General features: G+C 70.0%; 22 protein-coding genes. 16 read left to right on the top strand and 6 right to left on the bottom strand.

Annotated elements, in window-relative coordinates; translation table 11 throughout:
* Window positions 1-38: 38 nt before the first annotated feature.
* A complete protein-coding gene (locus tag E9232_RS27365) occupies window positions 39-1,061 on the bottom strand; it encodes a GntR family transcriptional regulator (protein WP_309799527.1) in 1,023 nt (340 codons plus the stop codon).
* A 381-nt stretch (window positions 1,062-1,442) separates the two neighbouring features.
* Here E9232_RS27365 and E9232_RS27360 point away from each other — a divergent pair, with 381 nt between their 5' ends.
* The 11 genes from E9232_RS27360 (at window position 1,443) to E9232_RS27310 (ending at window position 12,135) form a co-directional block, all read left to right on the top strand.
* On the top strand, window positions 1,443-2,516 hold the full coding sequence (locus E9232_RS27360; protein ID WP_309799525.1) for an ABC transporter ATP-binding protein: 1,074 nt from the start codon (window positions 1,443-1,445) through the stop codon (window positions 2,514-2,516).
* 11 nt (window positions 2,517-2,527) lie between these two features.
* Entirely contained in the window at window positions 2,528-3,436 is a 909-nt protein-coding gene (locus E9232_RS27355) for an ABC transporter permease (RefSeq protein WP_309799523.1), read from the top strand.
* 3 nt (window positions 3,437-3,439) lie between these two features.
* Window positions 3,440-4,291, top strand: a complete 852-nt coding sequence (locus E9232_RS27350) for an ABC transporter permease (RefSeq protein WP_309799522.1) — start codon at window positions 3,440-3,442, stop codon at window positions 4,289-4,291.
* Window positions 4,288-5,034, top strand: a complete 747-nt coding sequence (locus E9232_RS27345) for an SDR family NAD(P)-dependent oxidoreductase (RefSeq protein ID WP_309799521.1) — start codon at window positions 4,288-4,290, stop codon at window positions 5,032-5,034. Before E9232_RS27350 ends, E9232_RS27345 begins: the two co-directional genes overlap by 4 nt.
* Before the next feature lie 16 nt (window positions 5,035-5,050).
* Window positions 5,051-5,809, top strand: a complete 759-nt coding sequence (locus E9232_RS27340) for an SDR family NAD(P)-dependent oxidoreductase (protein ID WP_309799518.1) — start codon at window positions 5,051-5,053, stop codon at window positions 5,807-5,809.
* Window positions 5,810-5,878: 69 nt separating this feature from the next.
* Window positions 5,879-7,114 (top strand): ABC transporter substrate-binding protein, encoded by a 1,236-nt coding sequence (locus tag E9232_RS27335; RefSeq protein ID WP_309799516.1) that lies wholly within the window; start codon window positions 5,879-5,881, stop codon window positions 7,112-7,114.
* Window positions 7,115-7,292: 178 nt separating this feature from the next.
* Window positions 7,293-8,390 carry an ABC transporter ATP-binding protein gene (locus E9232_RS27330; protein WP_309799513.1) on the top strand — a complete coding sequence of 366 codons (1,098 nt, stop codon included), beginning with the start codon at window positions 7,293-7,295 and terminating at the stop codon, window positions 8,388-8,390.
* Window positions 8,391-8,421: 31 nt separating this feature from the next.
* Window positions 8,422-9,303 (top strand): polysaccharide deacetylase family protein, encoded by an 882-nt coding sequence (locus E9232_RS27325; protein WP_309799511.1) that lies wholly within the window; start codon window positions 8,422-8,424, stop codon window positions 9,301-9,303.
* Window positions 9,304-9,458: 155 nt separating this feature from the next.
* Window positions 9,459-9,779: a hypothetical protein gene (locus E9232_RS27320; protein WP_309799509.1), complete on the top strand. Its 321-nt coding sequence runs from the start codon at window positions 9,459-9,461 to the stop codon at window positions 9,777-9,779.
* Window positions 9,776-10,822: a CobW family GTP-binding protein gene (locus E9232_RS27315; protein WP_309799508.1), complete on the top strand. Its 1,047-nt coding sequence runs from the start codon at window positions 9,776-9,778 to the stop codon at window positions 10,820-10,822. The genes E9232_RS27320 and E9232_RS27315 overlap by 4 nt, the downstream gene beginning before the upstream one ends.
* 89 nt (window positions 10,823-10,911) lie before the next feature.
* Window positions 10,912-12,135 carry an ABC transporter substrate-binding protein gene (locus E9232_RS27310; protein ID WP_309799506.1) on the top strand — a complete coding sequence of 408 codons (1,224 nt, stop codon included), beginning with the start codon at window positions 10,912-10,914 and terminating at the stop codon, window positions 12,133-12,135.
* 18 nt (window positions 12,136-12,153) lie between these two features.
* Here E9232_RS27310 and E9232_RS27305 read toward each other — a convergent pair whose 3' ends face one another.
* The gene (locus tag E9232_RS27305) at window positions 12,154-13,071 is read right to left on the bottom strand and encodes a LysR family transcriptional regulator (protein ID WP_309799504.1); all 918 of its coding nucleotides are present in this window, start codon (window positions 13,069-13,071) and stop codon (window positions 12,154-12,156) included.
* A 265-nt stretch (window positions 13,072-13,336) separates the two neighbouring features.
* Here E9232_RS27305 and E9232_RS27300 point away from each other — a divergent pair, with 265 nt between their 5' ends.
* From E9232_RS27300 to E9232_RS27280, 5 genes are all read left to right on the top strand, one after another.
* Complete coding sequence (locus E9232_RS27300; RefSeq protein WP_309799502.1) at window positions 13,337-14,065, top strand: LamB/YcsF family protein; 729 nt, start codon at window positions 13,337-13,339, stop codon at window positions 14,063-14,065.
* Window positions 14,066-14,092: 27 nt separating this feature from the next.
* Window positions 14,093-15,451, top strand: coding sequence for an acetyl-CoA carboxylase biotin carboxylase subunit (locus E9232_RS27295; RefSeq protein WP_309799500.1), 1,359 nt, complete (start codon window positions 14,093-14,095; stop codon window positions 15,449-15,451).
* A 25-nt stretch (window positions 15,452-15,476) separates the two neighbouring features.
* Entirely contained in the window at window positions 15,477-16,346 is an 870-nt protein-coding gene (locus tag E9232_RS27290) for a 5-oxoprolinase subunit B family protein (protein ID WP_309799498.1), read from the top strand.
* Window positions 16,347-16,356: 10 nt separating this feature from the next.
* Window positions 16,357-17,331, top strand: a complete 975-nt coding sequence (locus tag E9232_RS27285; RefSeq protein WP_309799496.1) for a 5-oxoprolinase subunit C family protein — start codon at window positions 16,357-16,359, stop codon at window positions 17,329-17,331.
* Window positions 17,332-17,512: 181 nt separating this feature from the next.
* A complete protein-coding gene (locus E9232_RS27280; protein WP_309799494.1) occupies window positions 17,513-17,731 on the top strand; it encodes an acyl-CoA carboxylase biotin carboxyl carrier protein subunit in 219 nt (72 codons plus the stop codon).
* A 52-nt stretch (window positions 17,732-17,783) separates the two neighbouring features.
* Here the strand turns inward: E9232_RS27280 and E9232_RS27275 are convergent, their stop codons facing one another.
* The 4 genes from E9232_RS27275 to E9232_RS27260 all read right to left on the bottom strand — a co-directional run bounded on the left by E9232_RS27275 (window position 17,784) and on the right by E9232_RS27260 (window position 25,343).
* Window positions 17,784-18,470: a DUF3313 domain-containing protein gene (locus tag E9232_RS27275; protein WP_309799492.1), complete on the bottom strand. Its 687-nt coding sequence runs from the start codon at window positions 18,468-18,470 to the stop codon at window positions 17,784-17,786.
* Between the two features lie 35 nt (window positions 18,471-18,505).
* Window positions 18,506-21,670, bottom strand: coding sequence for an efflux RND transporter permease subunit (locus tag E9232_RS27270; protein ID WP_309799490.1), 3,165 nt, complete (start codon window positions 21,668-21,670; stop codon window positions 18,506-18,508).
* 39 nt (window positions 21,671-21,709) lie between these two features.
* Window positions 21,710-22,909, bottom strand: a complete 1,200-nt coding sequence (locus E9232_RS27265) for an efflux RND transporter periplasmic adaptor subunit (RefSeq protein ID WP_309799489.1) — start codon at window positions 22,907-22,909, stop codon at window positions 21,710-21,712.
* A gap of 88 nt (window positions 22,910-22,997) precedes the next feature.
* Window positions 22,998-25,343, bottom strand: coding sequence for a hypothetical protein (locus E9232_RS27260; protein WP_309799487.1), 2,346 nt, complete (start codon window positions 25,341-25,343; stop codon window positions 22,998-23,000).
* Window positions 25,344-25,385: the final 42 nt, after the last annotated feature.

Genomic DNA, 25,385 nt, shown 5'->3' with positions numbered 1-25,385 from the left:
TTTCACGACAACCGCAACAAACCGATCGGCCGAAGCCCTCACGCGTGATCGGAGGTCTTGGTGAGGTAAGGCGCGAGGTTGGTCGGGCCCGGGATCACCGCCAGGGTCTTGAGCCGGGCGATGGCGCGGCGCTCGGCCGCCAGCAGGTGCGTCTCCAGCACCGCGGCGGCGGCCGGCCAGGCCTCCTGCGCCAGCAGCTCGAGCGCCATCCGGTGCTCGGCCAGGATCGGCTGGTCGTCGGCGATGCCCAGCGACCGGGTGAAGGCGTGGGTGGCCAGCAGCGGCAGCTGGTTGTGGCGCAGCGCGTCGGCCAGCCGCGCATTCGGCGTCGCCAGCACGCAGCGGACGTGCAGATCCTCCTCGATCGCGTCCATGGTCTCCGGCTTCGGCCCGGCGGCCTCGGCCTGGCGCAGCCGCTCCAGCATGCCCGCGATCACCTCCCGCGGCAGCGTCGGCGCCGCGCTGACCAGGGCCGGCGGTTCGAGCAGGCGGCGCATCTCGTACAGCTCCCGGATCGCCCGGGCCGTCAGCGGCCCTGCGATCCAGTGCGAGCTGGGGTTCTTCTCGATCAGCCCGCGCTCCTGCAGCCGGCCCAGCACGTCGCGCACCACGGTGCGGCTGACGCCGAAATGGTCGGCCATCTCGGCTTCGACGATGCGGTAGCGGCCGAACACCAGGCAGGAGGCGACCTGGCGCTCGGCGACGGCGTAGATCCGTTCCCACGACGCGCGGGACTGCAGCGCCTCGTCGATTTCCTCCGGCGCGTCCAGGCCGAAGCCGCGGATGTCGGCCCGCAGCGGCGCCGGGCCGGCCGCCTCCGGCCCGACCAGGAAGCCCCGGCCCTCGAAGCGATGGATCAGCCCTTCGGCTTCCAGCCGGGCCAGGGCCCGCTGCACCGGGGCGCGGCTGGTCTGGAAGATCTCGGCGATCGGGCCTTCCAGCAGCACCAGCCCCTCGGGCAGGCGCCCCTCCCCGATCGCCGCGCGCAGTGCGCGGTCGACGATCTCATAGAGCCGTGGAGGGGACGCGTTGGTCGCCGTGTCCGTCGCCATATCCGTCATGGAATGCCGCAGCGTCTCGATGTCGGTCGTCCCGGTGGTCGCGTCCCGATCTCTCTGATGGCGCCATGCGCGGCCGGGCGCAAGAGGCGGCCGCCCATCGGGCAGGCAGGCACCGGCAGAAAATGACTATCGCATACCCAATTCGCCTCAGGACGCATCACGGCCCGCCCGAATCCTGAGCATCCCCATATTCCAGTGCGATTTTGACCCGGAACCGGCCATTCGGCAAATCTCCGCTCGCCTCAAAAAGACTATTGCATACCGAAATCATTTTTGACTACCGTCTGGTCAGGCCGAGACGTCGACCATCCCGCAGCGGCATCGCCGAACGACGCGGATGGGGCGCCGGGGCCTGGGACAGGCTTGGGAGACTCGGGACGCATGACACTGCTCCTGGAACTGAGCGGCATTGCCAAATCCTATGGCGGCGCGGCGGCGCTGGCCGATCTGTCGCTGGCGGTCGGCGCCGGCGAATACATCTCCATCCTCGGCCCCAGCGGCTCGGGCAAATCCACCATGCTGCGGGTGATCGCCGGCTTCGAGACGCCGGATGCCGGCGACGTGCGGCTGGACGGCCGCTCGATCCTGGCGATGCCGGCGCATGAGCGCGGCATCGGCTTCGTGTTCCAGGGCTTCGCCCTGTTCCCGCATATGAGCGTCGCCGACAATGTCGGCTTCGGCCTGCGCAATCGCAGCCGCAGCCCGGTGACCGACGAGGCCGAGATCCGGCGCCGGGTCGCGGAGGCGCTGGAGCTGCTCGGCCTGACCGGCCTCGGCGCCCGCGCCGTCAGCCAGGTCTCGGGCGGGCAGAAGCAGCGCGTCGCCCTGGCCCGCACCCTTGTGGCCGACCCCAAGATCGTGCTGCTGGACGAACCGCTCGGCGCACTCGACGCCAATCTGCGCGAGCGCATGATGATCGAGCTGAAGCGCATCCAGTCCCAGCTCGGCGGAACCTTCCTGCATGTCACCGGCAACGAGCAGGAGGCGCTGGCGATGGGCGGCCGGGTCGCCGTGCTGGACCAGGGCCGGATCGCCCAGATCAGCCCGCCGCAGACCCTGTACAACCAACCCGGCTCGGTCCGGGTCGCGCGCTTCCTCAACTGCTACAACATCTTCCAGGGCATTGTCGGCGACGGCGCCTTCCGCTTCACCGATGCCGCCCTGCCCCTGCCCGGCGCGGCCGCCACGGGGGCCGCCGCCTATTGCATCCGGGCCGACAAGGTCACGGTCGCGGAGGGCGAGGCGCCGGCCGGGCCGGGCGAGACCGGCATCGCCGGCCGCTTCATTGCCGGCGAGTATTCCGGCGCCCGGGTGACCTACCTGTTCGACGTCGCCGGCAGCCGGCCGGTCGAGGTCGAATACCATCTCAGCCACCGCCGGCCGAGGAGCTTCGAGGCCGGGCGCCGCTACGCGCTGCGCTGGCCGGCGGCCGACGCCCTCGTGTTCCCGGGCTGAGGGGGCGCGCGATGACGATCGAAGCGGAGATGACCATGACCAAGGCGGCGCCGGCCCGGACCGCCCGGGGCCGCACCGGATGGCGGGTCGCGGCCCTGCTGGCGGCCCCCGGCGCCCTGTGGATGACGGCCTTCCTCGTGATCCCGATCGCGATGATGGTCTATGTCAGCTTCTGGACCCAGAAGACCTTCACCATCGAGCCGGTGCTGACCCTGCAGAACTGGGCCAGCTTCTTCGGCACCTCGACCTATCTGTCGGCGCTGTGGACCACGGTCCGGATCTGGCTGATCGTGCTGGCGACCACGCTGGCGCTGGGCTATCCGGTCGCGCTCTACATCGGCCTGTTCGTGCGCAACAAGACCGTCCAGACCATCCTGCTGGTGGTCTGCGTGGTGCCGTTCTGGACCTCGTTCCTGATCCGCATCCTGGCCTGGCGGCCGATGCTGGGCACCGAGGGCGCGGTCAACATCCTGCTGATGAAGCTGGGGGTGATCGCGGAGCCGATCGGCGGCCTCCTGTTCACCGAGCTCAGCGTCGTCATCGGCATGACCCAGATCTATGTCGTGTTCATGGTCGGGCCGATCGCCTTCATGCTGTCGCGCATCGAGCCGAGCCTGATCGAGGCCGCGCGGGACCTGGGCGCCGGCACCGGCCGCATCTTCCGCACCGTGATCCTGCCCTTGAGCCTGCCCGGCGTGATCGTCGGCGCGATCTTCGTCTCGGTCATGGTGCTGGGCGAGTTCGCCACCGCGGCCGCCCTGTCCGGCCGCAAGGTCAACATGCTCGGCAACATCATCGTCACCCAGGTCGGGTCGCTGAAATGGGCCTTCGCCGCGGTGGTCGGGGTGATCCTGACGGTGGTGATGGGCGTGGTGATCGCAGGCCTGCTGCGCCTGGTCGACCTGCGGAAGGAGCTCTAGGCCATGCAGGGGCAGCCGCTTCTCCGCATCGCGCTGATGGGGTTCACGGCGCTGTTCATCGTCTTCCTCTACGGCCCGCTGGCGGTGCTGGCGACGCTGAGCTTCCAGTCCGGGCCCGAGGGCGGGCCGCAATTCCCGATCATCGAATGGTCGACCTACTGGTACCAGCACCTGTTCGGCTGGGCGCCGCCGTCGCGGGTGGCGCCGCTGCAGCTCGGCAACGCCCTGGTCCGCTCGCTCTCCCTCGCCTTCATGACCATGGTCGCGGCGACCGTGCTGGGCACCCTGTCGGCCCAGGCCTTCCGCTCACGCTTCCGCGGGTCGGGCGTGGTGTTCTACCTGATCGTGCTGGGCATGATGGTGCCGGGCGTGCTGGTCGGGCTGGGCGTGGCGCTGGTCGCCAACAGCCTGGGCATCCCGCGCACCTGGTGGGGCACGTCCTTCGTCACCCATGTGGTCTACACTTTCCCCTTCGCCTTCCTGGTGATGCTGGCGATCTTCAACCGCTTCGACCGGTCGATCGAGGAGGCGTCCTGGAGCCTCGGCGTCAGCCCGATCCGCACCTTCCGCAAGATCACCTTCCCGCTGATCTTCCCGGGCGTGCTGAGCGCGATGCTGTTCGCCTTCACCCTGAGCTACGACGAGTTCCCGCGCACCCTGTTCACGGCGGGCGGCGACCAGACCCTGCCGCTGACGATCTACGGCACCTTCTCGGTCGAGATCCATCCCAACATCTTCGCCTTCGGGGTGCTGACCACGCTGTTCTCCTTCGCCCTGCTCGCCGTCTACGGGATCCTGATGGCGCTGTCGGTCCGCCGGGCCAAGCGCGTCGCGATCCAGGAGGAGCTGCGATGACGGCGCTGGGCGACCACATCGCCGTCGTCACCGGCGCCGCCAGCGGCATCGGCAAGGCGATCGCGGAGCGGCTGGCGGCCGCGGGCGCGGCGGTGCTGGTCAACGACCTGCGCGCCGACCGGGCCGAAGCTGTGGCCGCGGCGCTGCGGGCCGCCGGCGGCCGGGCCGAGGCGGTCGGGGCCGACGTCTCGGACGCCGACGCGGTGGAGCGGATCTTCGCCGCCGCCCGCGAGGCCTTCGGCGACTGCACCCTGCTGGTCAACAACGCCGGCCATGTCCACCAGTCGCCCTTCGAAGCGCTTGATGTGGCCGACTGGGACCGGATGATCGCGGTGCATCTGCGCGGCACCTTCCTGTGTTGCCGCGCCGCGATCCCGGCGATGCTGGCGGCCGGCGACGGCGCCATCGTCAACATCGCCTCGCAGCTGGGCCAGATCGGCGGCGTCGACCTGGTCCATTACAGCGCCGCCAAGGCCGGGATCATCGGCCTGACCAAGGCGCTGGCGCGCGAGGTCAGCGGCCGCGGCGTGCGGGTCAACGCGGTGGCGCCGGGGCCGATAGAGACCGAGCTGGTGCGGAACCTGTCTGAGGAGTGGCGGGCGGCGAAGCGGGCGCAGCTGCCGCTCGGACGCTTCGGCGCGCCGGAGGACGTGGCCGAGACCGTGGCCTTCCTCGCCTCCCCCGCCGCCCGGATCTATGTCGGCCAGACGCTGGGACCCAATTCCGGCGACGTGATGCTGTAGGAGGCCAGGAGAAATCATGACCCGCAAGGTTGCCCTGATCACCGGGGCCGGCATCGGCATCGGGCGCGCCACGGCGCTGGCCTTCGCCGCCGCCGGCCACCACGTGGTCGTCACCGACATCCTCGAGGCCGAGGGCCGCGCCACCGCCAAGGCGATCGGCGACGCCGGCGGCAGCGGCGAGTTCCTGGCCCTCGACGTCACCGACACCGACCGGGTCAACGCCGTGGTCGCCGATGTCGAGGCCCGCCACGGCGCGCTGGAGGCGCTGGTCGCCAATGCCGGCATCGCCCATCGGGTGCCGCTGTCGCAGATGACCGATGCCAAATGGGACCAGACCTTCGACATCGACCTGAAGGGCATCTTCCGCGTGGTCCGCGCCGCCCTGCCCGGCATGCGCACCCGCGGCCAGGGGTCGATCGTCGCCTTGTCCTCGATCATGGGCGTGGCCTATGGCTGGGACGAGCACGTGCACTATTCCGCCGCCAAATCCGGTGTGGTCGGGCTGGTCCGCGGCCTGGCGGTGGAGCTGGCGCGCAGCGGCATCCGGGTCAACGGCATCGCCCCCGGCTACATCCGCACCGCCCAGGCCCTGTCGCGCGAGCATTCGCTGGGCCCCGACGGGCTGGAGAGGGCGGCGTCCTTCATCCCCATGGGCCGGGTCGGCGAGCCGGACGACATCGCCGACGTGGCGCTGTTCCTGGCCTCGCCGGCGGCCCGCTACATCACCGGCCAGACCATCGTCGTCGACGGCGGGCTCTTGGTCGGACGCTACTGAACACGACGTGTTGACGGCCCCGCAGAAGGGCCGGCTTCGGGTGGTTTCATCAGAACGGGAGAGCATCACATGGCACAGATCCCCGCATTGAGCCGCAGGCAGGTCCTGCAGGGCACGGTCGGCGCCGCGGCGCTGGCGATGGGCGGCGGCACGCCGTTCCTGGACTCGCGCAGCGCCTATGCCCAGGCCGCTGCCCTGGCGAAGGAGCAGCTGCGCACCATCGGCCTGTCGGTCACGGTGCAGGACCGCATCCTGGCCGATTTCAAGACCGCCTCCGGCGTCGGCAGCACCCAGGGCACGGCGGCGACCTTCCCCGACGCCCAGACCAAGATCCTGTCCGGCGCCACCGACTACGACTGTTGGGAGGTGATCGGCGAGCGGCTGCCGTCGGTGGTGCAGACCAACAACGTCACCGCCATCCCAGCCTCGGGCCTGAAGAACTGGGCCAATATCCGCGACACCTTCACCAAGCCGGACCCGAAATGGGCCCGCGGCGCCCAGATCGTCGGCCAGATCTGGAAGGACGAGGCGCAGACCGAGCTGTGGATGGTGCCGGCGGTCTACAACTACGATTCGATCGGCTACAACCCGTCGGTGCTGTCCGACGAAGAAGCCAACACCTGGACCGCGATCTTCGACCCGAAGTTCAAGGGCCGGTCCGGCCTGAACACCGATCCGCTGATCGCGCTGGGCCAGGCCATCATGGCGATGAACACGCTGGGGCTGTCGCAGGTCGTCAACCCCGGCAACCCGAGCCAGGCCGAGATCGACGAGGCCATGAAGTTCCTGGTGTCCAAGAAGAAGGACGGCCAGTTCCGCGCGCTGTGGGGCGATTTCGGCGAGCTGGTCAACCTGATGGCCTCGGGCGAGATGGTGGTGTGCGACGCCTGGCAGCCGGCGGTGATGGCGGTGAAGGCGCAGGGCAAGCCCTGCCGCTACGCCGTGCCGAAGGAAGGCTACCGCGCCTGGGCGATCGGCGTGTCGCTGATCGCCAGCTCGCCCAACCAGGCGGCGGTGACGGCCTATGCCGACTACTGGCTGTCCGGCCCGCCGGCGATCGCGGTGTCCGAGCAGGGCTACTACTCGCCCACCACCAACATCAAATCGGTGATGGCGCCGGAGAAGTACGGCTTCTGGTACGAGGGCAAGCCCTGGGTCGGCGCCCCCGACCGCGGCATCAAGGAGGGCGACCTGCGCGATGGCGGGTCGCTGGAGACCCGGGCCGGCCATGTCGCCTATTGGCACCAGTGGCCGGACCAGTACGACTACGTCATCCAGAAATGGGACGAGTTCCTGAGCGCCTGATCCGACGAGCCAATGATGAGATGGCTTCTTCACAACCCTCTCTTCTCACATCGTCATTCCCGCGAAAGCGGGAATCTCCATCCGGCCATAGCGCGACGAGATCCCCGCTTTCGCGGGGATGACGATCATTTCATAGGCTCGACGGCATGAGACGGGCAGCAGACCGAGGGGACGCAAGGTGACCTACGATCTCGAACTGGTTCGCGTCGGCAAGACCTATGCGGACGGCACGCCGGCCGTGATCGACTTCGACCTGCGCGCGACGAAGGGGGAATTCATCTCCTTCGTCGGCCCCTCCGGTTGCGGCAAGACCACGACGCTGCGGATGATCGCCGGCTTCGAGGGCATCAGCGCCGGCGACGTGCTGGTGCGCGGGCGGCGGATCAACGACCTGCCGCCCGAGCGGCGCCCGACCTCGACCATCTTCCAGAACTTCGCCCTGTTCCCGCACATGACCGTGCGCGACAACATCGAATACGGTCTCAGGGTGAAGGGGCTGCCGGCGGCGGAGCGCCGGGCCAAGGCCGACCGCATGATGCAGGTGCTGGACCTGGCCGACATCGCCGAGCGCCGCAGCGCCGGCCTGTCCGGCGGCCAGCGCCAGCGCACCGCCCTGGCCCGCGGCCTGGTGGTCGAGCCCGACATCCTGCTGCTGGACGAGCCGCTGGGCGCGCTGGACGCCAATCTGCGCAAGTCGATCCAGGCCGAATTGAAGCTGCTCCAGCGGAACATCGGCATCACCTTCGTCTTCGTCACCCATGCCCAGTCCGAGGCGCTGGCGCTGTCGGACCGCATCGTGGTGATGAACCGCGGCCGGGTGGAGCAGATCAGCCCGCCCGAGGAGCTGTACCGGCGGCCGCAGACCGAATTCGTCGCCCGCTTCATCGGCCGCAACACCGTGCTGCCGGGGCGGCTGGAGGCGCGGGACGGCGCCGTGGCCCGGGTCGGGACCGGCTTCGGCCCGCTGCACGGCACCCTGAACGACCCGACGCTCGCGGTCGGCGACGCCGCCGCGGTGGTGGTGCCGTCCGAGGCGATCGACGTGGCCGGCGCCGGCGATGCCGCCGCCCTGGCCGGGCACGGCGACACCCTGCCCGGCCGGCTGATCGGCCAGGCCGTCACCGGCCACGCGCTGCACCTGACCATCGGTCTCGCCGACGGGCGCGAGATCGGGGTCGAGAGCCATGTCGACAAATACGCCGCCGGCTGGTCCAGCGCCGAGGTCGTGCTCGGCTGGCGACCCGCCGAGGCGACGGTGATCCGGGCCGCCGCGTGACGGCGCAGCCCAGCAAGAGGAGGAGACCCTGATGGCGAAAGAGATCCTGTGCGGCTTCGGCGTGGACGTCGACGCCGTGGCCGGCTGGCTCGGCTCCTATGGCGGCGAGGATTCGCCGGACGACATCTCGCGCGGCCTGTTCGCCGGCGAGGTCGGCAGCCCGCGCCTGCTGAAGCTGTTCGAGCGCTTCGGCATCAAGACCACCTGGTTCATCCCCGGCCATTCGATCGAGACCTTCCCGGAGCAGATGGCGGCGGTGGCCGCGGCCGGGCACGAGATCGGCATCCATGGCTACAGCCATGAGAACCCGATCGCCATGACCCCGGCGCAGGAGGAGGAGGTCCTCGACAAGTGCATCGAGCTGGTGACCCAGCTGTCCGGCCGCCGGCCGACCGGCTATGTCGCGCCGTGGTGGGAGTTCAGCCCGGTCAGCAACGAGCTGCTGCTGAAGAAGGGCATCAAGTACGACCACTCGCTGATGCACAAGGATTTCGAGCCCTACTACGTCCGCGTCGGCGACAAATGGACCAAGATCGACTTCGCCAAGAAGCCGAGCGACTGGATGGTGCCGCTGCAGCGCGGCGTCGAGACCGACCTGATCGAGATCCCGGCCAGCTGGTACCTCGACGACCTGCCGCCGATGATGTTCATCAAGAAGTCGCCGAACAGCCACGGCTTCGTGAACCCGCGGCAGATCGAGGAGATGTGGCGCGACCAGTTCGACTGGGTCTACCGCGAATACGATTACGCCGTGTTCCCGATCACCATCCACCCCGACGTCGCCGGCCGGCCCCAGGTGCTGATGATGCTGGAGCGGCTGTACGCCCACATGATCAAGCACCCCGGTGTGCGCTTCGTGACCATGGACGAGATGGCCGATGATTTCGCGCGGCGGAACCCGCGGAAGAAGTGACCCTGAGACGCCTTCTCCCATACTGTCATTGCCCGGCTTGACCGGGCAATCCAGGGGCCACGAAGAGCCGCTCTGGCCGCCCCTGGATGCCACGGTCAAGCCGTGGCATGACAGTTGGGTTGGCCTTGCCGTCGATTGAGAAGGAAGGGTTCACCATGTGCGGCGTCTGCGGCGTGTTGGGCGGCGAGGAGCATTGGACGGCGGAATCGGCGCGGCCCGAGGTGTTCGGTGCCGCCCGCACCCGGCGGGCCGAGCGGCTGCACCGCGCCGCCGCGGCCAACCGCATCCTCGGCCTGTACGGGCTGCGCCTCGACGACTGGCAGGGCAGCGCCTTCGTGCTGAGCGGCGCCACCGGCCGGCGCGAGATCGTCGACGCGCTGCCGGCGGTGTGGGCGGCGGCGGCGCAGATGCTGGGCCGGCCGATCGACCCGCTCGACCCTGCCCTCCTGGCCCGGATCGGGGAAGGCCCGCGATGACCGGGCCCATTCCCGTCAACGTCCTGACCGGCTTCCTCGGCAGCGGCAAGACCACGCTGTTGCGCCACATCCTGGCCGACCCGGCCTTCGCCGGCTGCGCCGTGCTGATCAACGAGTTCGGCGAGGTCGGGCTGGACCACCACCTGCTGCAGATGGTGGACGAGGACGTGGTGCTGATGCAGAGCGGCTGCATCTGCTGCACCATCCGCGGCGACCTCGGCCGCGCCATCCGCGGCCTGTACGACCGGCGCGAGGCCGGCGCCATTCCCGCCTTCGGCCGGCTGATCGTCGAGACCACCGGCCTGGCCGACCCGATCCCGATCCTGGCGACGGTGATGAGCGAGCCGGTGATCCGGCACCATTTCCGGCTGGGCAACGTCATCGCCACGGTCGACGCCGTGAACGGCGCGATGCAGCTGGACCGCCAGCCGGAAGCCGCGAAGCAGGCGGCGGTGGCCGACCGCATCCTGCTGACCAAGACCGACCTGGCCGCGCCGCAGGCGGTGGCGGCGCTGGAGGCGCGGCTGACCGCCCTGAACCCGGCGGCGCCGCTGTGGCGGTCGGCCAACGCGCCGCCGGCGGCGGAGATCCTGATCGGCAGCGACGCCTTCGACCCGGCGACCAAGCCGGCCGAGATCCGCCGCTGGTTCGACATGGCACGCTGGACCGGCAGCGCCGCCTGGCACCGCCACGAGCACGACGTCAACCGGCACGACCGCACCATCGCGGCCTTCGTCCTGGAGGTCGAGGACCGGGTCGACTGGACCGTGTTCGGCATCTGGCTGACCCTGCTGCTGCACAGCCGCGGCGACGACGTGCTGCGGGTGAAGGGCCTGCTGAACGTCGCCGGCGTCGCCACCCCGGTGGTGGTCCAATGCGCCCAGCACATCGTGCATGCGCCGTCGCATCTCGACGCCTGGCCGGACGGGGACCGGCGGTCGCGGCTGGTGTTCATCACCCGCGGCATCTCGAGGGCCGAGATCGAACAGTCCTTCGCCGCCTTCCAGGCCGCCTTCGCCACGGTCGCGCCGGTCCTGGCGTGACCGCGTGACTGGCAACGGCAGCCGCTGCGCCGCGCTGGTCAGGCGCCAGCAAATCCGCTTCTATACCGGTTTCGCCCGAGGGAAAGACCATGGCCGCGGACGCAGCCGACACCGTTCTGAGCACGCCGGCGGTCCACACCGAGGGCCGGCCGCATCTGCGCGTCCTGGGCACCGAGATCACCCTGCTGGATAGCATCCGCGAGCGGGCCGAGGCCGATCTCGGCATCACCATCCGCTATGAGACCCTCGACTTCCTCAGGGCCCAGCAGAAGGCGGCGACCCAGCCCGGCGCCTTCGACATCTACGACCAGTGCTTCCACAACCTCGACATCGTCTGGTTCTGGAAGGCGATCCAACCGATCGACACCGCCCGCATCCAGCATTGGGGCGAGGTCAACGACCTGACCAAGACCGGCCGGCTGGGCGCCGACGCCATGATCGGCCATGGCGACGCGCCGGTGAAGAAGCTGTACGTCCAGCCCGACCGGTCGCTGGGGCCGCAGCCGTCGCGCCACATCAGCATGCTGCCGGCGGTGCACAACGTCGACGCCTTCGCCTACGACCCGACGGTGGTGCCGCCCGGCCTGCCCTACGAGACCGAGAGCTGGGGCTGGCTGCTGGACGAGCGCTGGCACGGCCGGGTCGCTTTGGTCGACGAGCCGGCGATCGGCGTGTTCGACGCGGCGCTGGCGGCGCAGGCCCGTGGCGAGGCCAGCTTCGCCGACATCGGCAACATGACGCTGCCGGAGATCGACCGGCTGATCGACCTGCTGGTCGCGCGCAAGCAGCAGGGCCATTTCTGCGGCTTCTGGCAGACCATGGCCGACGCCAAGCGCCTGATGGTGGACCACCGGGCGGCGATCCAGAGCAGCTGGGCCCCGGCCGCGGTCGCCCTGGCCGGCCTGGGCGTGCCGGTGCGCGAGGCGGCGCCGCGCGAGGGCTATCGCGCCTGGCATGGCGGCCTGTGCATCGCCGCCCCGCTGTCCGGCCGGGCGCTTGATGTGGCCTATGCCTATCTGAACTGGTGGCTGGCCGGCTGGCCCGGGGCGGTGATGGCCCGGCAGGGCTATTACATGTCGATCCCCAAGCGGGTGCGCCCGTTCCTGGACCCGGCGGAATGGGACTACTGGTACGAGGGCAAGCCGGCGGCCAAGGATCTGGAGGGCACCGACGGGCGGGTGGCGGTGAAGGCTGGCGCCGTGCGCTCCGGCGGCTCCTACTGGCGGCGCGCCAGCCGCATCGCGGTGTGGAACACCGTGATGGACGAGCACAACTACCTCGCCCGCCGCTGGTCGGAGCTGACGGCCGGGTGAGACGGGGCTCCGCCCTGCTCAAGGAGCGGCGGCAGCGATCGGGGTGCGGAACGCCAGGCCGAGATGGTCGCGGAAGGCGCGCACCGCCGGGCTGGCCACCAGGTCGCGCTTCCAGGCCAGGCCGGCATCCATGGTCGGCACCTCCTCCGCCAGCGCCCGCTTGTCGATGCGCTGCCCGTCCAGCGACCACGGCCGGTAGACCATGTCGGACAGGATGGTCACCCCCATCCCGGCCGCGACCATCGACCGGACCGCCTCGACCGACGAGGTCTGGAAGATCACGTTGGGCTGGTGCGGCGTGCGGTCCCAATAGCGCTTGGCGGTGAAGGCCGCCTCGTCGACCGTCAGCATGATGTAGGGCTCGCGCGCCACATCGGCCAGCGAAACCCGCTCCGCCTTCTGCAGGGGATGGTCGACCGGCAGCCAGAGGCGGCGGGCGGAGCGGAACAGGGTCTCGCAGCGCAGCTGGTCGGTGTTCTCGAGGTTGGAGGTCAGCATCACCGCGAGGTCGAGCTCGTCGCGCACCAGCCCGTCCTCGATCGCGGTGCGGTGGGTCTCGCGCAGCTCGACCGTCACTCCGGGATAGGCGCGGCGGAACCGGGCGAGGTAGGGCGGCAGGAAATAGCCGGCGATGGTGTAGGAGACGCCGACGCGCACCCGCCCCTCGACCGTCGCCGCCTCGCCCGAAACCCGCATCGCCTCGGCCACCGCGGCGGCGATGGCCCGGGCCTGGGGCAGGAAGCGCGCGCCCTCCAGGGTCAGCGACACGCCGCTGGCGTGGCGGACCAGCAGCCGGGTGCCGAGCAGGTCCTCCAGCTGCTTGATCGCCGCCGTGACCGCGGATTGCGAGACGTTGAGCTCGACCGCCGCGTGGCTGACCTGGCCCAGCTCCGCCGCGGCGATGAAGTAGCGTACCTGGCGAAACGAGAAGCCCATGCCATCCCCTGCGGCCCGACGCCGACCGATATCTGAAAATCAGATATCGCTCAGAAGAAGATACTATTTCACAGGGCCGCCGCGCCGGGCAATGCTGGTGGCCACAACCGGTCCAGGCGTTCCCAATGACGGGCCCCCGAGGCTCGCAGCCGGCCGGATCCAGACAGAGAGGCCTTTATGCGTGCGCCGCGCCCGGGCACCGCCGTGCCCTGCCCGCCCCCTGCCCCGCGCCCCACCCCCTGACCCAGGCGAGGACCGACCCGGCATGACCGAGATCAACTGCGACATGGGCGAGGGCTTCGGCCTGTACCGCATGGGCGACGACGACGCGCTGATGCCGCTGATCTCGGTCGCCAATGTCGCCTGCGGCTTCCATGCCTCCGACTTCAACCACATGCGCCACACGGTGCAGCTGGCCGGCCGGCACGGCGTCAGGGTCGGCGCCCATCCGTCGCTGCCCGACCTGCAGGGCTTCGGCCGGCGCGAGATGAAGATCGGCCGCGAGGAGCTGGCCAACTGCATCATCTACCAGATCGGTGCGCTGAAGGGCTTCCTGGAGGCCGAGGGCATGCGGCTGAACCACATCAAGCCGCATGGCGCCCTGTACGGCATGGCGGCGCAGCAGGAGCATGTGGCGCACGCCATCTGCGACGCGGCCGACGTGTTCCGGGTGCCGCTGCTGGGCATGGTCGGGACGCTGCACGAGACGGTGTATCAGAGCCGCGGCCATCGCCTGGTGTCGGAGTTCTATGCCGACCTCGACTATGGCGACGATGGCTACCTGGTGATCGTGCGGTCGCGCGGCATCGTCGACCCCCAGCGCGCGGCGGATCGGTCGCTGCGCGCCCTGGCCGAGGGCAAGGTGACCTCGCTGGGCGGCCAGGACATCGCGGTGCGGCCGGAATCGATCTGCATCCATTCCGACACGCCGAACGCGGTCGAGGTGGCGCGCGCGGTGCGCGACGCCATCGGCCCGTATCTGCGCGCGGCGTGAGGCGCCGCCAGCCATGAACAACCGGCCATGAACAAGCTCCTGATCGCCAATCGCGGCGAGATCGCCTGCCGCATCATCCGCGCCGCCCGGGCGCTGGGGCTGGCGACCGTCGCGGTCCATTCCGACGCCGACGCCGGCGCGATGCACACCGCCCTGGCCGACGAGGCGGTGCGCATCGGACCGTCCAAGCCGGCCGAGAGCTACCTCAAGATCGACGCCCTCCTGGCCGCGGCGCGCGCCACCGGCGCCGATGCCGTCCATCCCGGCTACGGCTTCCTGGCCGAGAACGAGGGCTTCGCACGGGCCGTGGTGGAGGCCGGGCTGACCTGGGTCGGGCCGACGCCGGAGTCGATCGAGGCGATGGGCGACAAGGCCCGCGCCCGCGCCCTGGCCGAGGCCGCCGGCGTGCCGGTGCTGCCCGGCAGCCGGCGCTTCCCCGAGGGCGACCTGGAGGGCATCGAGGCGGCCGGCGACACGGTCGGCTTCCCGCTGCTGGTCAAGGCCTCGGGCGGCGGCGGCGGCATCGGCATGCGCGTGGTCGACGCCCCGGCCGATCTGCGCAAGGTGGCGGAGGCGACCCAGGGCATGGCGGCGCGCAGCTTCGGCGACGGCACGGTGTTCCTGGAGCGCTATGTCCGCAACGCCCGGCATGTCGAGGTCCAGGTCTTCGGCTTCGGCGACGGCCGCGCGGTGCACCTGTTCGAGCGCGAATGCTCGATCCAGCGCCGGTTCCAGAAGATCGTCGAGGAAAGCCCCTCGCCCGGCATCTCCGCCGCCACCCGCGCCCGGATGACGGCGGCGGCGGTGGCCCTGGCCGAGGCGGTGCGCTATCGCGGCGCCGGCACCATCGAATTCGTGGTCGATGACGACAGCCAGGGCTTCTTCTTCCTGGAGATGAACACCCGGATCCAGGTCGAACACCCCGTCACCGAGGCGGTGACCGGCCTGGACCTGGTGGGGCTGCAGCTGCGGCTGGCCGCCGGCGAGGCCCTGGCGCTGCGCCAGGAGGACATCCGCCAGTCCGGCCACGCCATCGAATGCCGGCTCTATGCCGAGAACCCGGCCAGGATGTTCCTGCCCCAGCCCGGCACGCTGGCCCGGCTGGTGCTGCCGGAGGGCATGGCGGGCATCCGGGTCGACACCGGCGTGCGCCAGGGCGATGCGGTGACGCCGTTCTACGATCCGATGATCGCCAAGATCATCGCCCATGGCGCGGACCGCGACGCCGCCATCGCCCGGATGCTGGCGGCGCTGGCGCGGGTGGAGGTCGAGGGGCTGGTGGCCAACGCGCCGTTCCTGGCGCGCACCATCGGCCACCCCGCCTTCCGCGCGGGGCGCACCACCACCAGCTTCGTCGACACCCACAAGGCTGAATTGATCGGCTGATGCGAGAACCGGCAGGGAGACAGGGATGATCTACGACAGACCAGAGTTCCGGCCGGGCGGCGACCGCTACCTGCTGATCGAGTTCGGCAACGAGATGAATCTCGAGCTGAACTTCATGGCCCAGGGCCTGGCCACCGCCATCGCCGAGCAGAAGACCAAGGGGGTGATCGAGACCGCGCCCTGCTTCGCCTCGATGCTGATCCATTACGAGCCGGACGAGATCTCCTACGCCGACCTGTCGCGCGAGCTGGAGCGGCTGATCGCCGCCCTCGGCTCGTCCGACGACATCGAGCTGGAAAGCAGGATCTTCTACTTCCCGACCGTCTATCTCGACCCCTGGACCCGGGAGTGCGTGCAGGACTACATCGCCAAGATCGCGCCGAAGCAGACCGACCCCGAATTCGTGGCCGAGCTGAACGGGCTGTCGGACGTGGAGCAGTTCGTCCGGGTGCATTCCGGTACCGAATACTGGGTGGCGGCGCTGGGCTTCTGGCCCGGCCTGCCCTTCATGATGGCGCTGGACCCGCGCTGCAAGCTGACCGCGCCGAAATACAACCCGCCGCGGACCTGGACGCCCAAGGGCACGGTCGGGATGGGCGGCGCCTCGACCGCGATCTACCCCGAGCATCTGCCCGGCGGCTACCAGATCTTCGGCCGCATCCCGGTGCCGATCTGGGACCCGGAGAAGCGCTTCGACGTGTTCGAGCACTCGATCTGCCTGTTCCGCCCCGGCGACCGGGTGAAGTTCGTGCCCTGCACGGTCGAGGAGTTCGAAGAGGCCGAGCGCCGCGTCGCCGACGGCAGCTACGTCTACAACGTGGTCGAATACCAGAAGTTCTCCGTCCGCCAGTACAAGCGCTGGGTCGGGGCGCTCGACCTCACCCGCCGGTTCTGAGGAGGCCCGCATGCTCGAAGTGATCAAGCCGGGGCTCGAGACCTCGGTGCAGGACTGGCCGGGCCGCATCGGCTTCTGGAACCAGGGCTTCCCGCCCTCGGGCCCGATGGATTCCTGGTCCTTCCGCCTGGCCAATGTGCTGGTCGGCAACGATCCCGGCGCCGCCGGGCTGGAATGCCAGTTCCTGGGCCCGACGCTGAAGTTCCAGCGCGACGGCGTGGTCGCCGTGACCGGCGCCGAGATGCAGGCCACGCTGGACGGCGCGCCGTTCCCGCTGTGGCAGTCGGTGGCGGTCAGGGCCGGCCAGACTCTGGCGATGGCCTTCGCCCGCACCGGCGCCCGCGGCTACATCGCCGTCGCCGGCGGCATCAGCACCGAGCCCTGGCTGGGCGCCCGCGCCACCTTCCACAAGGCCGGCGTCGGCGGCATGGGCGGCCGGGCGCTGAAGGAGGGCCAGGTGGTGCCGGTGGCCGAGGCCGCGGGGAAGCCGGGCCGCCGGGTGAAGGAATCGGCACGGCCGGCCTTCGCTGTGGGCAAGCGCTGGACCATCGAGGTGGTGGCCGGGCCGAACGACGACTGGATCGACGCCGCCGGGCATGAACGCTTCCTGTCCGCCGACTGGAAGCTGTCATCGAAATCCGACCGCACCGGCTTCCGCCTGGACGGGCCGGAATGGAGCTTCGCCGCCAGGGCGACGGACAAGGCGCCGGAGCACGGGTCGCTGCCGTCCAACATCATCGACCAGGGCTATCCCCTCGGCGCCATCAACCTGGCCGGGCAGACGCCGATCATCCTGGTCAGCGACGGCCCGTCGATGGGCGGCTTCATCAACCCCTACACCGTGCCGCAGGCGGTGTTCTGGAAGCTGGGCCAGTCGCGGCCGGGCGAGATCTACAATTTCAAGGCGGTCTCGGTCGACGAGGCCCAGGCCATGGCGCGCCGGCTGCGCGACCTGTGCACGGAGACGTCGATCGAGGTCGGGTGACGGCGACTAGGAATTCAACCTTCAGTGTCATGCCACGGCTCGACCGTGGCATCCAGGGGCGGCGAGAGCGGCTCTCGACGGCCCCTGGATTGCCCGGTCAAGCCGGGCAATGACAGGTAAGGGTGGGAACAGGGCGGGCCGGGGACGACCGGACCATCGCCATCAGCAGGGAAGCAGGACCATGGCGACCGACGTGAAGACCCAGACCGCCGGCAACATGTGGAAGGTGCTGGTCAAGCCCGGCGATGCGGTGGCCGCCGGCGACACCCTGTTCATCATGGAGGTGATGAAGATGGAGGTGCCGCACGAGGCGCCGGTCGCCGGCACCGTCGCCTCGGTCCATGTCGCCGAGGGCGCCGAGGGGCTGGACGCCGACCAGACCGTGGTCGTGATCGACTGACCGGAACCGCGGGGCCGGGACGGAGCTGTCGCTCCACCCCTGGACCAGGCCGTTAGCGCCGCTTCCCGACCACGTCGTCGATCGCGGTGGCCAGCCCGGACGCCATATGGGTCAAGGCGAGCCGCGCCGTCTCCACCGTGCCGGCGGAGGACCGCAGGTCATAGGCCGGCGGGCTCTGCCGGGTGACGAAGCCGCCCAGGATCTGGCCGGTCTGGGAATCGGTGAACTTGCCCGCGACGGTCACGGCGCCGACGAAGGCCGCGGGCATGTCCCCGACGGATTTGATGGCGGTGATCCCCAGCCCGATCGGCGTGATCCTGGTGAGCGACAGGATCGGCCGGGTCTTGGAGACCCCGGCGAGAGTCAGCTGCAGGGTGACGATGCCCGGCCCGGGGCGGGAGACGACGTTGCGATTGCGCGACAGTGCGCGCCCGACATCCTGGGTCAGGGCGAGGCCGAGCAGCTGCTGGTCCTGGGGCGAGACCTCGCCGAAATCGGCATCCGGGCCGCGATAGACATCGGCGGCCGGGATGTAGACCCCATGATACTTGGAAAGGTCGAGCTTCGGCGACCGGTAGACGAGGGTGTTGTCGCCGAGGTTGCCGGCGGCGGTGCTGCCCTCGGCCGGCGCGCTGAGCGGCATTTCCCCGGACAGGCCGGCGGTGGTCTCCGGCTTGTTCGAGCCGCAGGCGGCCAGGGCGATCGCCGCGGCCACCACTGATATCTGCAACAGTCTCATCTGGGTTCTCCTGGGTCGGATCGGATGGTCTGGGATCAGTGGTTTCCGCCCGGCGCATCGGTCGCGGGGGCCGCATGCGGCGCCTTCGCGCCTTTGCGTTCCGACAGCCGCTGCAGCACGGTGAAGAAGGACGGCACGAACAGCACCGCGAGGCAGGTCGAGGCCAGCATGCCGCTGACCACGGCGATGCCGATCGAGATGCGCGAATTGGCCCCTGCCCCGGTGGCGAAGACCAGCGGCAGGACGCCGAGGATGAAGGCGAAGGACGTCATCAGGATCGGCCGGAACCTGGCCCGCGCCGCCTCCACCGCCGCGTCGGCGATGTCCACGCCCTCGGCCCGCTTCTCCCGCGCCACCTCGACGATCAGGATGGCGTTCTTGGCCGCCAGCGAGATCAGCAGGATGACGCCGATCTGGGTGTACAGGTTGTTGGCGACGCCGAGCAGGTTGAGCGCCGCGACCGTGCCCAGCAGGGCCAGCGGCACGGCCAGGATGACCGACAGCGGCTGGGTCCAGCTTTCGTACTGGCCGGCCAGCACGAAGTAGACCAGGACCAGGGCCAGACCGAAGATCAGGTAGATCTGGTTGCCGACGATCCTCTCCTGGTAGGACATCGCGGTCCAGTCCGAGCCATAGCCGGGCGGCAGGGTCTGCGCCGCGATCTGGTCCATCAGCCCCATCGCCTGGCCCGAGCTGAAGCCCGGCGCCGGACCACCCGCGAGGGTGACCGACGGGTAGAGGTTGTAGAGGCTGATCAGCGGCGGCCCCTGCACCGTCTGCACGGTCAGGAGGCTGCCCAGCGGCACCATCTGTCCGTCCGGGGTCCGGAGCTTCAGCTTCAGGATGTCGTCGGGGACCAGCCGGTGCTGCGCCTCGGCCTGGGCGTAGACCTGGAAGACGTTGTTGAACTTGTTGAACTGGGTGACGTAGGTCGAGCCGAGATAGGCCTCGAGCGTCGAGAACACCTGGCCGACGGTCACCCCCAGCGTCTCGGCCTTGATCCGGTCCACCGCCAGGAACAGCTGCGGCGTGCCGGCGCTGAAGGTGGTGTTCACGCGCTGCAGCGCCGACTGCGTCGCCGCCTTGGCCACCACCTCGCGCGCAGTGCCCTGCAGCTGGGCGAAATCGGCGCTGCCGTCCTTGACCAGCAACTGCATGGTGAAGCCGCCGGAATTGCCGATACCCTGGATCGGCGGCGGCACCAGCACGAAGGCCGCCCCGTCCTGCAGGTCGGCCAGCGATGCCGTCAGCTTGCGGTAGATCGCCGGCAGGCTTTCGTCGCGGCCGCGCTCCGACCAGTCCTTGAAGATCACATAGGCCATGCCGGCGTTGAACAGCGTGGCGTTGTTGTCGAGCACCGAGATGCCGCTGACGCCGACGACATTGGCGACGCCGGGGGTGGCCAGCGCGATCTTCGTCACCTCCGCCACGGTGCGGTCGGTGCGCTGCAGCGACGCGCCCTCGGGCAGCTGCACGCTGATGATGGCGTAGCCCTGGTCCTCGATCGGCAGGAACGCCGTCGGCACCCGCGACATGCCCCAGAACGCCAGGCCGATCAGGCCGAAGGCCACCAGCACCATCAGGATGCTGTGGTTGACCATGCGCCGGACCAGCCGTTCGTACCAATGCTCCAGCGCGCCATAGCCCCGGTTGAAGCCGCGATAGATCAGGTTGCGCTGCTCCGGCGGGGTCGGCGGCTTCAGCCATAGCGCGCATTGCGTCGGCTTCAGCGTGGCGGCGTTGATCGCGCTGATGATGGCGGTGGCGGCGATCACCAGGGCGAATTGCTGGTACATCTGGCCGGTCAGCCCGGGCAGGAAGGCGGCCGGCACGAACACCGACATCAGCACCAGGGTAATGCCGATGATCGGGCCGAACAGCTCGCCCATCGCCTTCACCGCGGCCTCCCGGCCGCTCAGCCCCGCCTCCATGTGGCGCGACACGCCCTCGACGATGACGATGGCGTCGTCGACGACGATGCCGATGGCCAGGACGATGGCGAAGAGGGTCGCGGTGTTGACGCTGAAGCCGAGCATCGCCATCGCCGCGAAGGCGCCGATGATGGTGACCGGCACCGTCGTCGCCGGCACCAGCATGGCGCGCCAATCCTGCAGGAACAGCAGGATGACGACCAGCACCAGGACCGCCGCCTCGATCAGGGTCTTGTAGACCTCGTCGATCGAGGCGCTGACGAATTTGGTGGTGTCGAACGGGATGTCGTAGGTCAGGCCCTGGGGGAACGCCTTGGCCAGCTCCGCCATCTTCGTCCGCACCTCCCCCGCCACCGCCAGGGCGTTGGCGTCGGGCAGCTGGAAGATACCGATCGCCGCCGTGGGATGGCCGTTCAGGGTCGCGGTGTGGCTGTAGCTCTGCGACCCCAACTCGACCCGCCCGATGTCGCGGACCCTGACCAGGCGGCCGCCGTTCTGGTTGTCGGCCTTGACCACGATCGTCTCGAAATCGGCGGCGGCGTCCAGCCGGCCGGCGACGTTCACGGTGTACTGGAAGTTCTGGCCGTTCGGGGCCGGGGGCATCCCGACCATGCCGGCCGTGACCTCCTGGCTTTCCTGCTGGATGGCGCCGACGACGTCGGCCGGCACCAGGCCGTAGCTTTGCAGCTTGTCCGGGTCCATCCACACCCGCATGGCGTAGGGGCCGGCGCCGAACACGGTGACGTTGCCGATCCCGGGCAGCCGGGCCAGCTCCTTCTGCAGGTTGATCACGGCGTAGTTGGACAGGAACAGCCCGTCATACCGGTCGTCGGCGGAGGACAGCGTGATGAACTGCAGCACCGCGGTCGACTTCTTCTGCACGTTCACGCCCTGCACCTGCACCGCCTGCGGCAGGGACGACAGCGCGATCGCGACCCGGTTCTGCACCAGCACCTGGGCCAGGTCTGGGTCGGTGCCGATGTCGAAGGTGACGGTCAGGGTGTAGGTGCCGTCGCTGGCGCTGGTCGACTGCATGTAGATCATGCCTTCGACGCCGTTGACCTGCAGTTCGACCGGCAGGGCGACCGTGTCCATGATCGTCCGGGCGCTGGCGCCGGGATAGACCGTGGTCACCTGCACCGTCGGCGGCACGACATTGGGGTATTGCGAGATCGGCAGGCGCAGCAGCGATATCGCCCCGATCAGCACGATGACCAGGGCCAGCACGTTGGAGAGAACCGGCCGCTCGATGAAGAAGCGCGAGAACATGGGACCCCTCTGGGGACTGGAGGTGACGCGCGACGGCGGCTAGGGCTTGGCGGCGGCGGATGGTCCGGCGGCCTGGCCGGCCATGGCGGCCTTGTCGGGTGCGACCTTGCTGCCGGGGATGGCCTTCTGGATCCCCCCGATCACCACCCAGTCATCCGGCCCGATGCCGTCACGGACCACGCGCAGCGCCCCGTCGGCCGGTCCGAGGGTCACCCGGCGCTGCTCGACCACATCGTCCTTGCCGAGCACCAGGAGGTAGCTGCCGAGCTGGCTGGTGCCGATCGCCGTGTCGTCGACCAGCAGCCCGGCCTGCTTCGGGCCGACCGGGACGCGGACCCGGGCGAACAGGCCCGGCAGCAGCGCCAGATCCTTGTTCTCGAACAGGCCGCGCACGGTCAGGGTGCCGGTCCTGGGGTCGATCTGCGGGGCGATGTAGTCGATCGTGCCCCGGTGCGGATAGCCGGTTTCGGTCTGCAGGCCGATCTCGACCGGCACCGCGTGCAGGTCCGCCACCTTGCGGCCCTGGGCGGCCAGCCCCTGCTTCACCTGCAGCACCTGCTGCTCGCTGACGGTGAAGGTGACATGGATCGGGTCGGTCTGGACGATGCTGGCCAGCTTGGTCGGGCCGCCATAGCCGACCAGGGCGCCGACATCGGCGAGATGCGCGGTGACGACGCCGTCGAATGGGGCCGTGATCTCGGTGTAGCCCAGGGTGATGGTGGCGAGGTCGACATTGGCCTGCGCCTGCATCACCGCGGCCGTCTTCTGGTCGAGAAGGGTCTTGGCGTCCTCGACATGGGCTTCGGAGGCGAACTGGTTCTTCCCCAGCGATGCCTGGCGATTGTATTCGGACTGGGCGTTGGCCTGCCCGGCCTGCTGCAGGATCAGCTCCGCCTTCGCCTGCTGCAGCTGCGCCTCATAGGTGTCGCGCTGGATCCGGAACAGCGTGGTGCCCTGCTTCACCAGCGCGCCGTCCTGGTAGTCGATGGCGACGAGGTCGCCCTGCACCCGGGCCTCGAGGTCGACGGCGTTGAAGGCCTCGGTCGAACCGGTCAGCTCGAGATAGGCGGTGACCGGCTGCTGCACCGGCTGTGCCACCGTCACCTTGGGCGGCGGCGGCGGCACGTAGGCGTTCTGCTCGTTGCAGGCGGCCAGGCCGGCGCCCAATCCGCCAATCAGCACCAGCCGCGCCGTCCATCCCCCCGGACCGCCGATCGTTCGGGACCACATCGTTGCCATGACTTCACCCTCTGCAGCGTCCGGCCTGCCGGCCCTGCCGCCTGTCTTCAAGATCGCTTGTCGTGCTCCGGCGCGGCGGCCGCTCCGGTCAGCGCCGGAACCGGCGGCCGTCGCCGAAACTGTTCAGCCGCTGCTGGCCGACGCCACGGGCTTGGCGCTGGCCGTCGAGGTCGCCCAGCGTGCGGTCGTCGCGCTGCGCCGGCTGCCAGCCGCCGGAATCCCGCTTCTGCCAGCCGTCATCGGTGTGCTGGTAGACATTGCCGTCATGGCCGGCATAGACGTTGCCGTCGTTCCAGACAGCGCCTGTCCCCGTGCGGCGATTGACGACCGCGCCCTGCCGGTCGACCGAGCGGTCGCCATCCTGGACGTTGCCGGTGACGGTGGTCCGGGCGGCGCCGGCGCGGCCGGTCTGCTGGTTGACCCCGGCGATCTCGCGGCCGGCCTGGTAGTCGCCGCTGTCGACGTTGCCGGTGATGCCGGCGCGCCCGGCCACGGCCACGCCGGTGCTGGGATTGGCGAACGAACCCTGGCGGCCCGCGGCATAGCCGCCGGTGTTCCAATCGAAGGCCCCTGCCCGGCCGGCCTGGCCATGGGCGCCGGTGTAGGGATTGAAGCCGGAGACATGGCTGCCGCTCCAGCCCGTCCCGGTCCAGCCGTTCCAGCCGCTGGCATGGGTGACCGTGCCGCGGCCCCAGCGGCCGTAGACGTTGACCTGGTTGACGTCGACATGGCCCCAGTTCACATAGCCGCCGTCATAGCCCCAATACGGGCCCCAATAGGGGGAGGCGGCGCCCCACAACGCCCCGGCCGCGAAGCCGAAGGCGAAGCCCTCCGCCGCGCCCAGCCCGAAGCCGGCGCCGTAGCCGTAGGTCGCGGGGTATCCGTACCAGACGTCGCCCGAGACATAGGCCGGATAGCTGTAGCCGGTGCCATAGACCACCGTGCCATCAGGCCCGACCACGACGCCGAGATAGCCCGGGGTGTAGCCGACCACGATGGTCTGCGGCGTCACCGCATAGATCCGGACATAGGTGACGTAGTGCAGCGGCGACGATGCCGGGATGGCGTAGACCACCGCCGGCACCGCGTCGGCGATGCGCCACGGCCCGGTCGCCGACGCGGCCATGAACCAGACGCCCTTGGACACCGCGAGGTAATGCGTCGGGTCGATCCGGATCACCGGCACCGGCGTGTTCACGGCATAGGACAGGGCCGTGCCGTCGATCGGCTGGAACTCCGGCGCGCCGCCGGCATAGGACACGCGCAGGCTGGCCTTGCTGCGCGACACCGTGGCGGTCTGCGGGATCGCGGCGGCGATCGCCGCTTCCTTGGCCTGCGGCGTGCCGGCGACCGAGACCAGCACATCCGCCTTGGGATCTTCCGGCGGGATCTTCGCGAAATCGGCCGGCAGCGCGTCCGCCGCGACGAAGCCCCACGGCCCGTCCAGCCCGGTCGAACGGAACCAGCGGCCGGAGACCAGCAGGTAGTAGGCGTTGTTGCCGGGGTCGACGAAGACGGCGTGGTCGGCATTGGTCATGGTCAGCAGCCCGACCCCGGCGACCGGCGCGATCTGCGGCGGCCCGTCGGTCACCACCAGCTCGGTCGGCTGCGTCGCCACCAGCAGCGCGGGCGGGGTCGCCGGCGCCTTGCCGCCTTCCGGCAGCAGCGGATCGGGCACGGCCGATTTGGCGGCCGCCGTCGCCACCGCCCGCAGCGCCGCCGAGGGCGCCGTGGTCACCACCCAGGTGCCGTCGAGGGCAGAGGCTTCGTACCAGGACCCGGCGGCCTGGATATGGAAGGTCCCGCCCCCATCCTGCAGCACCAGGGCGCGGGCGTTCACCACCCGCTGGTAGCCGGCGGCTCCGTCGACCGGGTGCAGCACCGGGTCGCCGTCGATCGGCACCAGCACGGTCGGCGCCGCGGCGAAGACGATGTGCGGCGGGTCGTTCCGCACCGGCACGCCGACCTGGGCGTCGAGCTGCTGCTGCGCGGCATAGCTGGTCTGAAGATGGTCGAGCGCGACGGTCATCCCTGCGGCCGGCAGCTGGGCCTGCAGCGTGGCCTGCAGCCCCGCCGCCTGGTCGGGCGCGGTCGGCGCGTCGACCTTGTCGATGGTGATCCCGTGCAGCCGGACCAGGCCGGCGGTCTTGTCGATGTCCGCATCGGCGCTGAATTCGGCGATGGCGTAGGTCGGGCTGCTGCCCTCCTTGGTGCCGACGGCGATGGCGGCGCGCCCGGCGATGTGGTCGCCGGTCCAGCTTTCGACCTGCGGCTGGTAGATCTCGATCCGCTGGTCGCCATGGTCGAAATCCCGCGGCCAGGACAGTGAGGGCGCAGCCGCCGGCGCCCCTTGGGCCAGGGCGGCGACAGGCGCCGCCCCCAGGGCTGCCGCACCGATCAACAGGGTGCCGATGAGACGAGCTGTGCTGCGCATGATGTCCTCGATGAAAGATCGAAGCATGGAAGGCCGATGCGG

Source organism: Inquilinus ginsengisoli, from assembly GCF_031453975.1.
GTDB lineage: Bacteria > Pseudomonadota > Alphaproteobacteria > DSM-16000 > Inquilinaceae > Inquilinus > Inquilinus ginsengisoli_A.
This window is presented reverse-complemented; position numbering and strand designations above follow the sequence as displayed.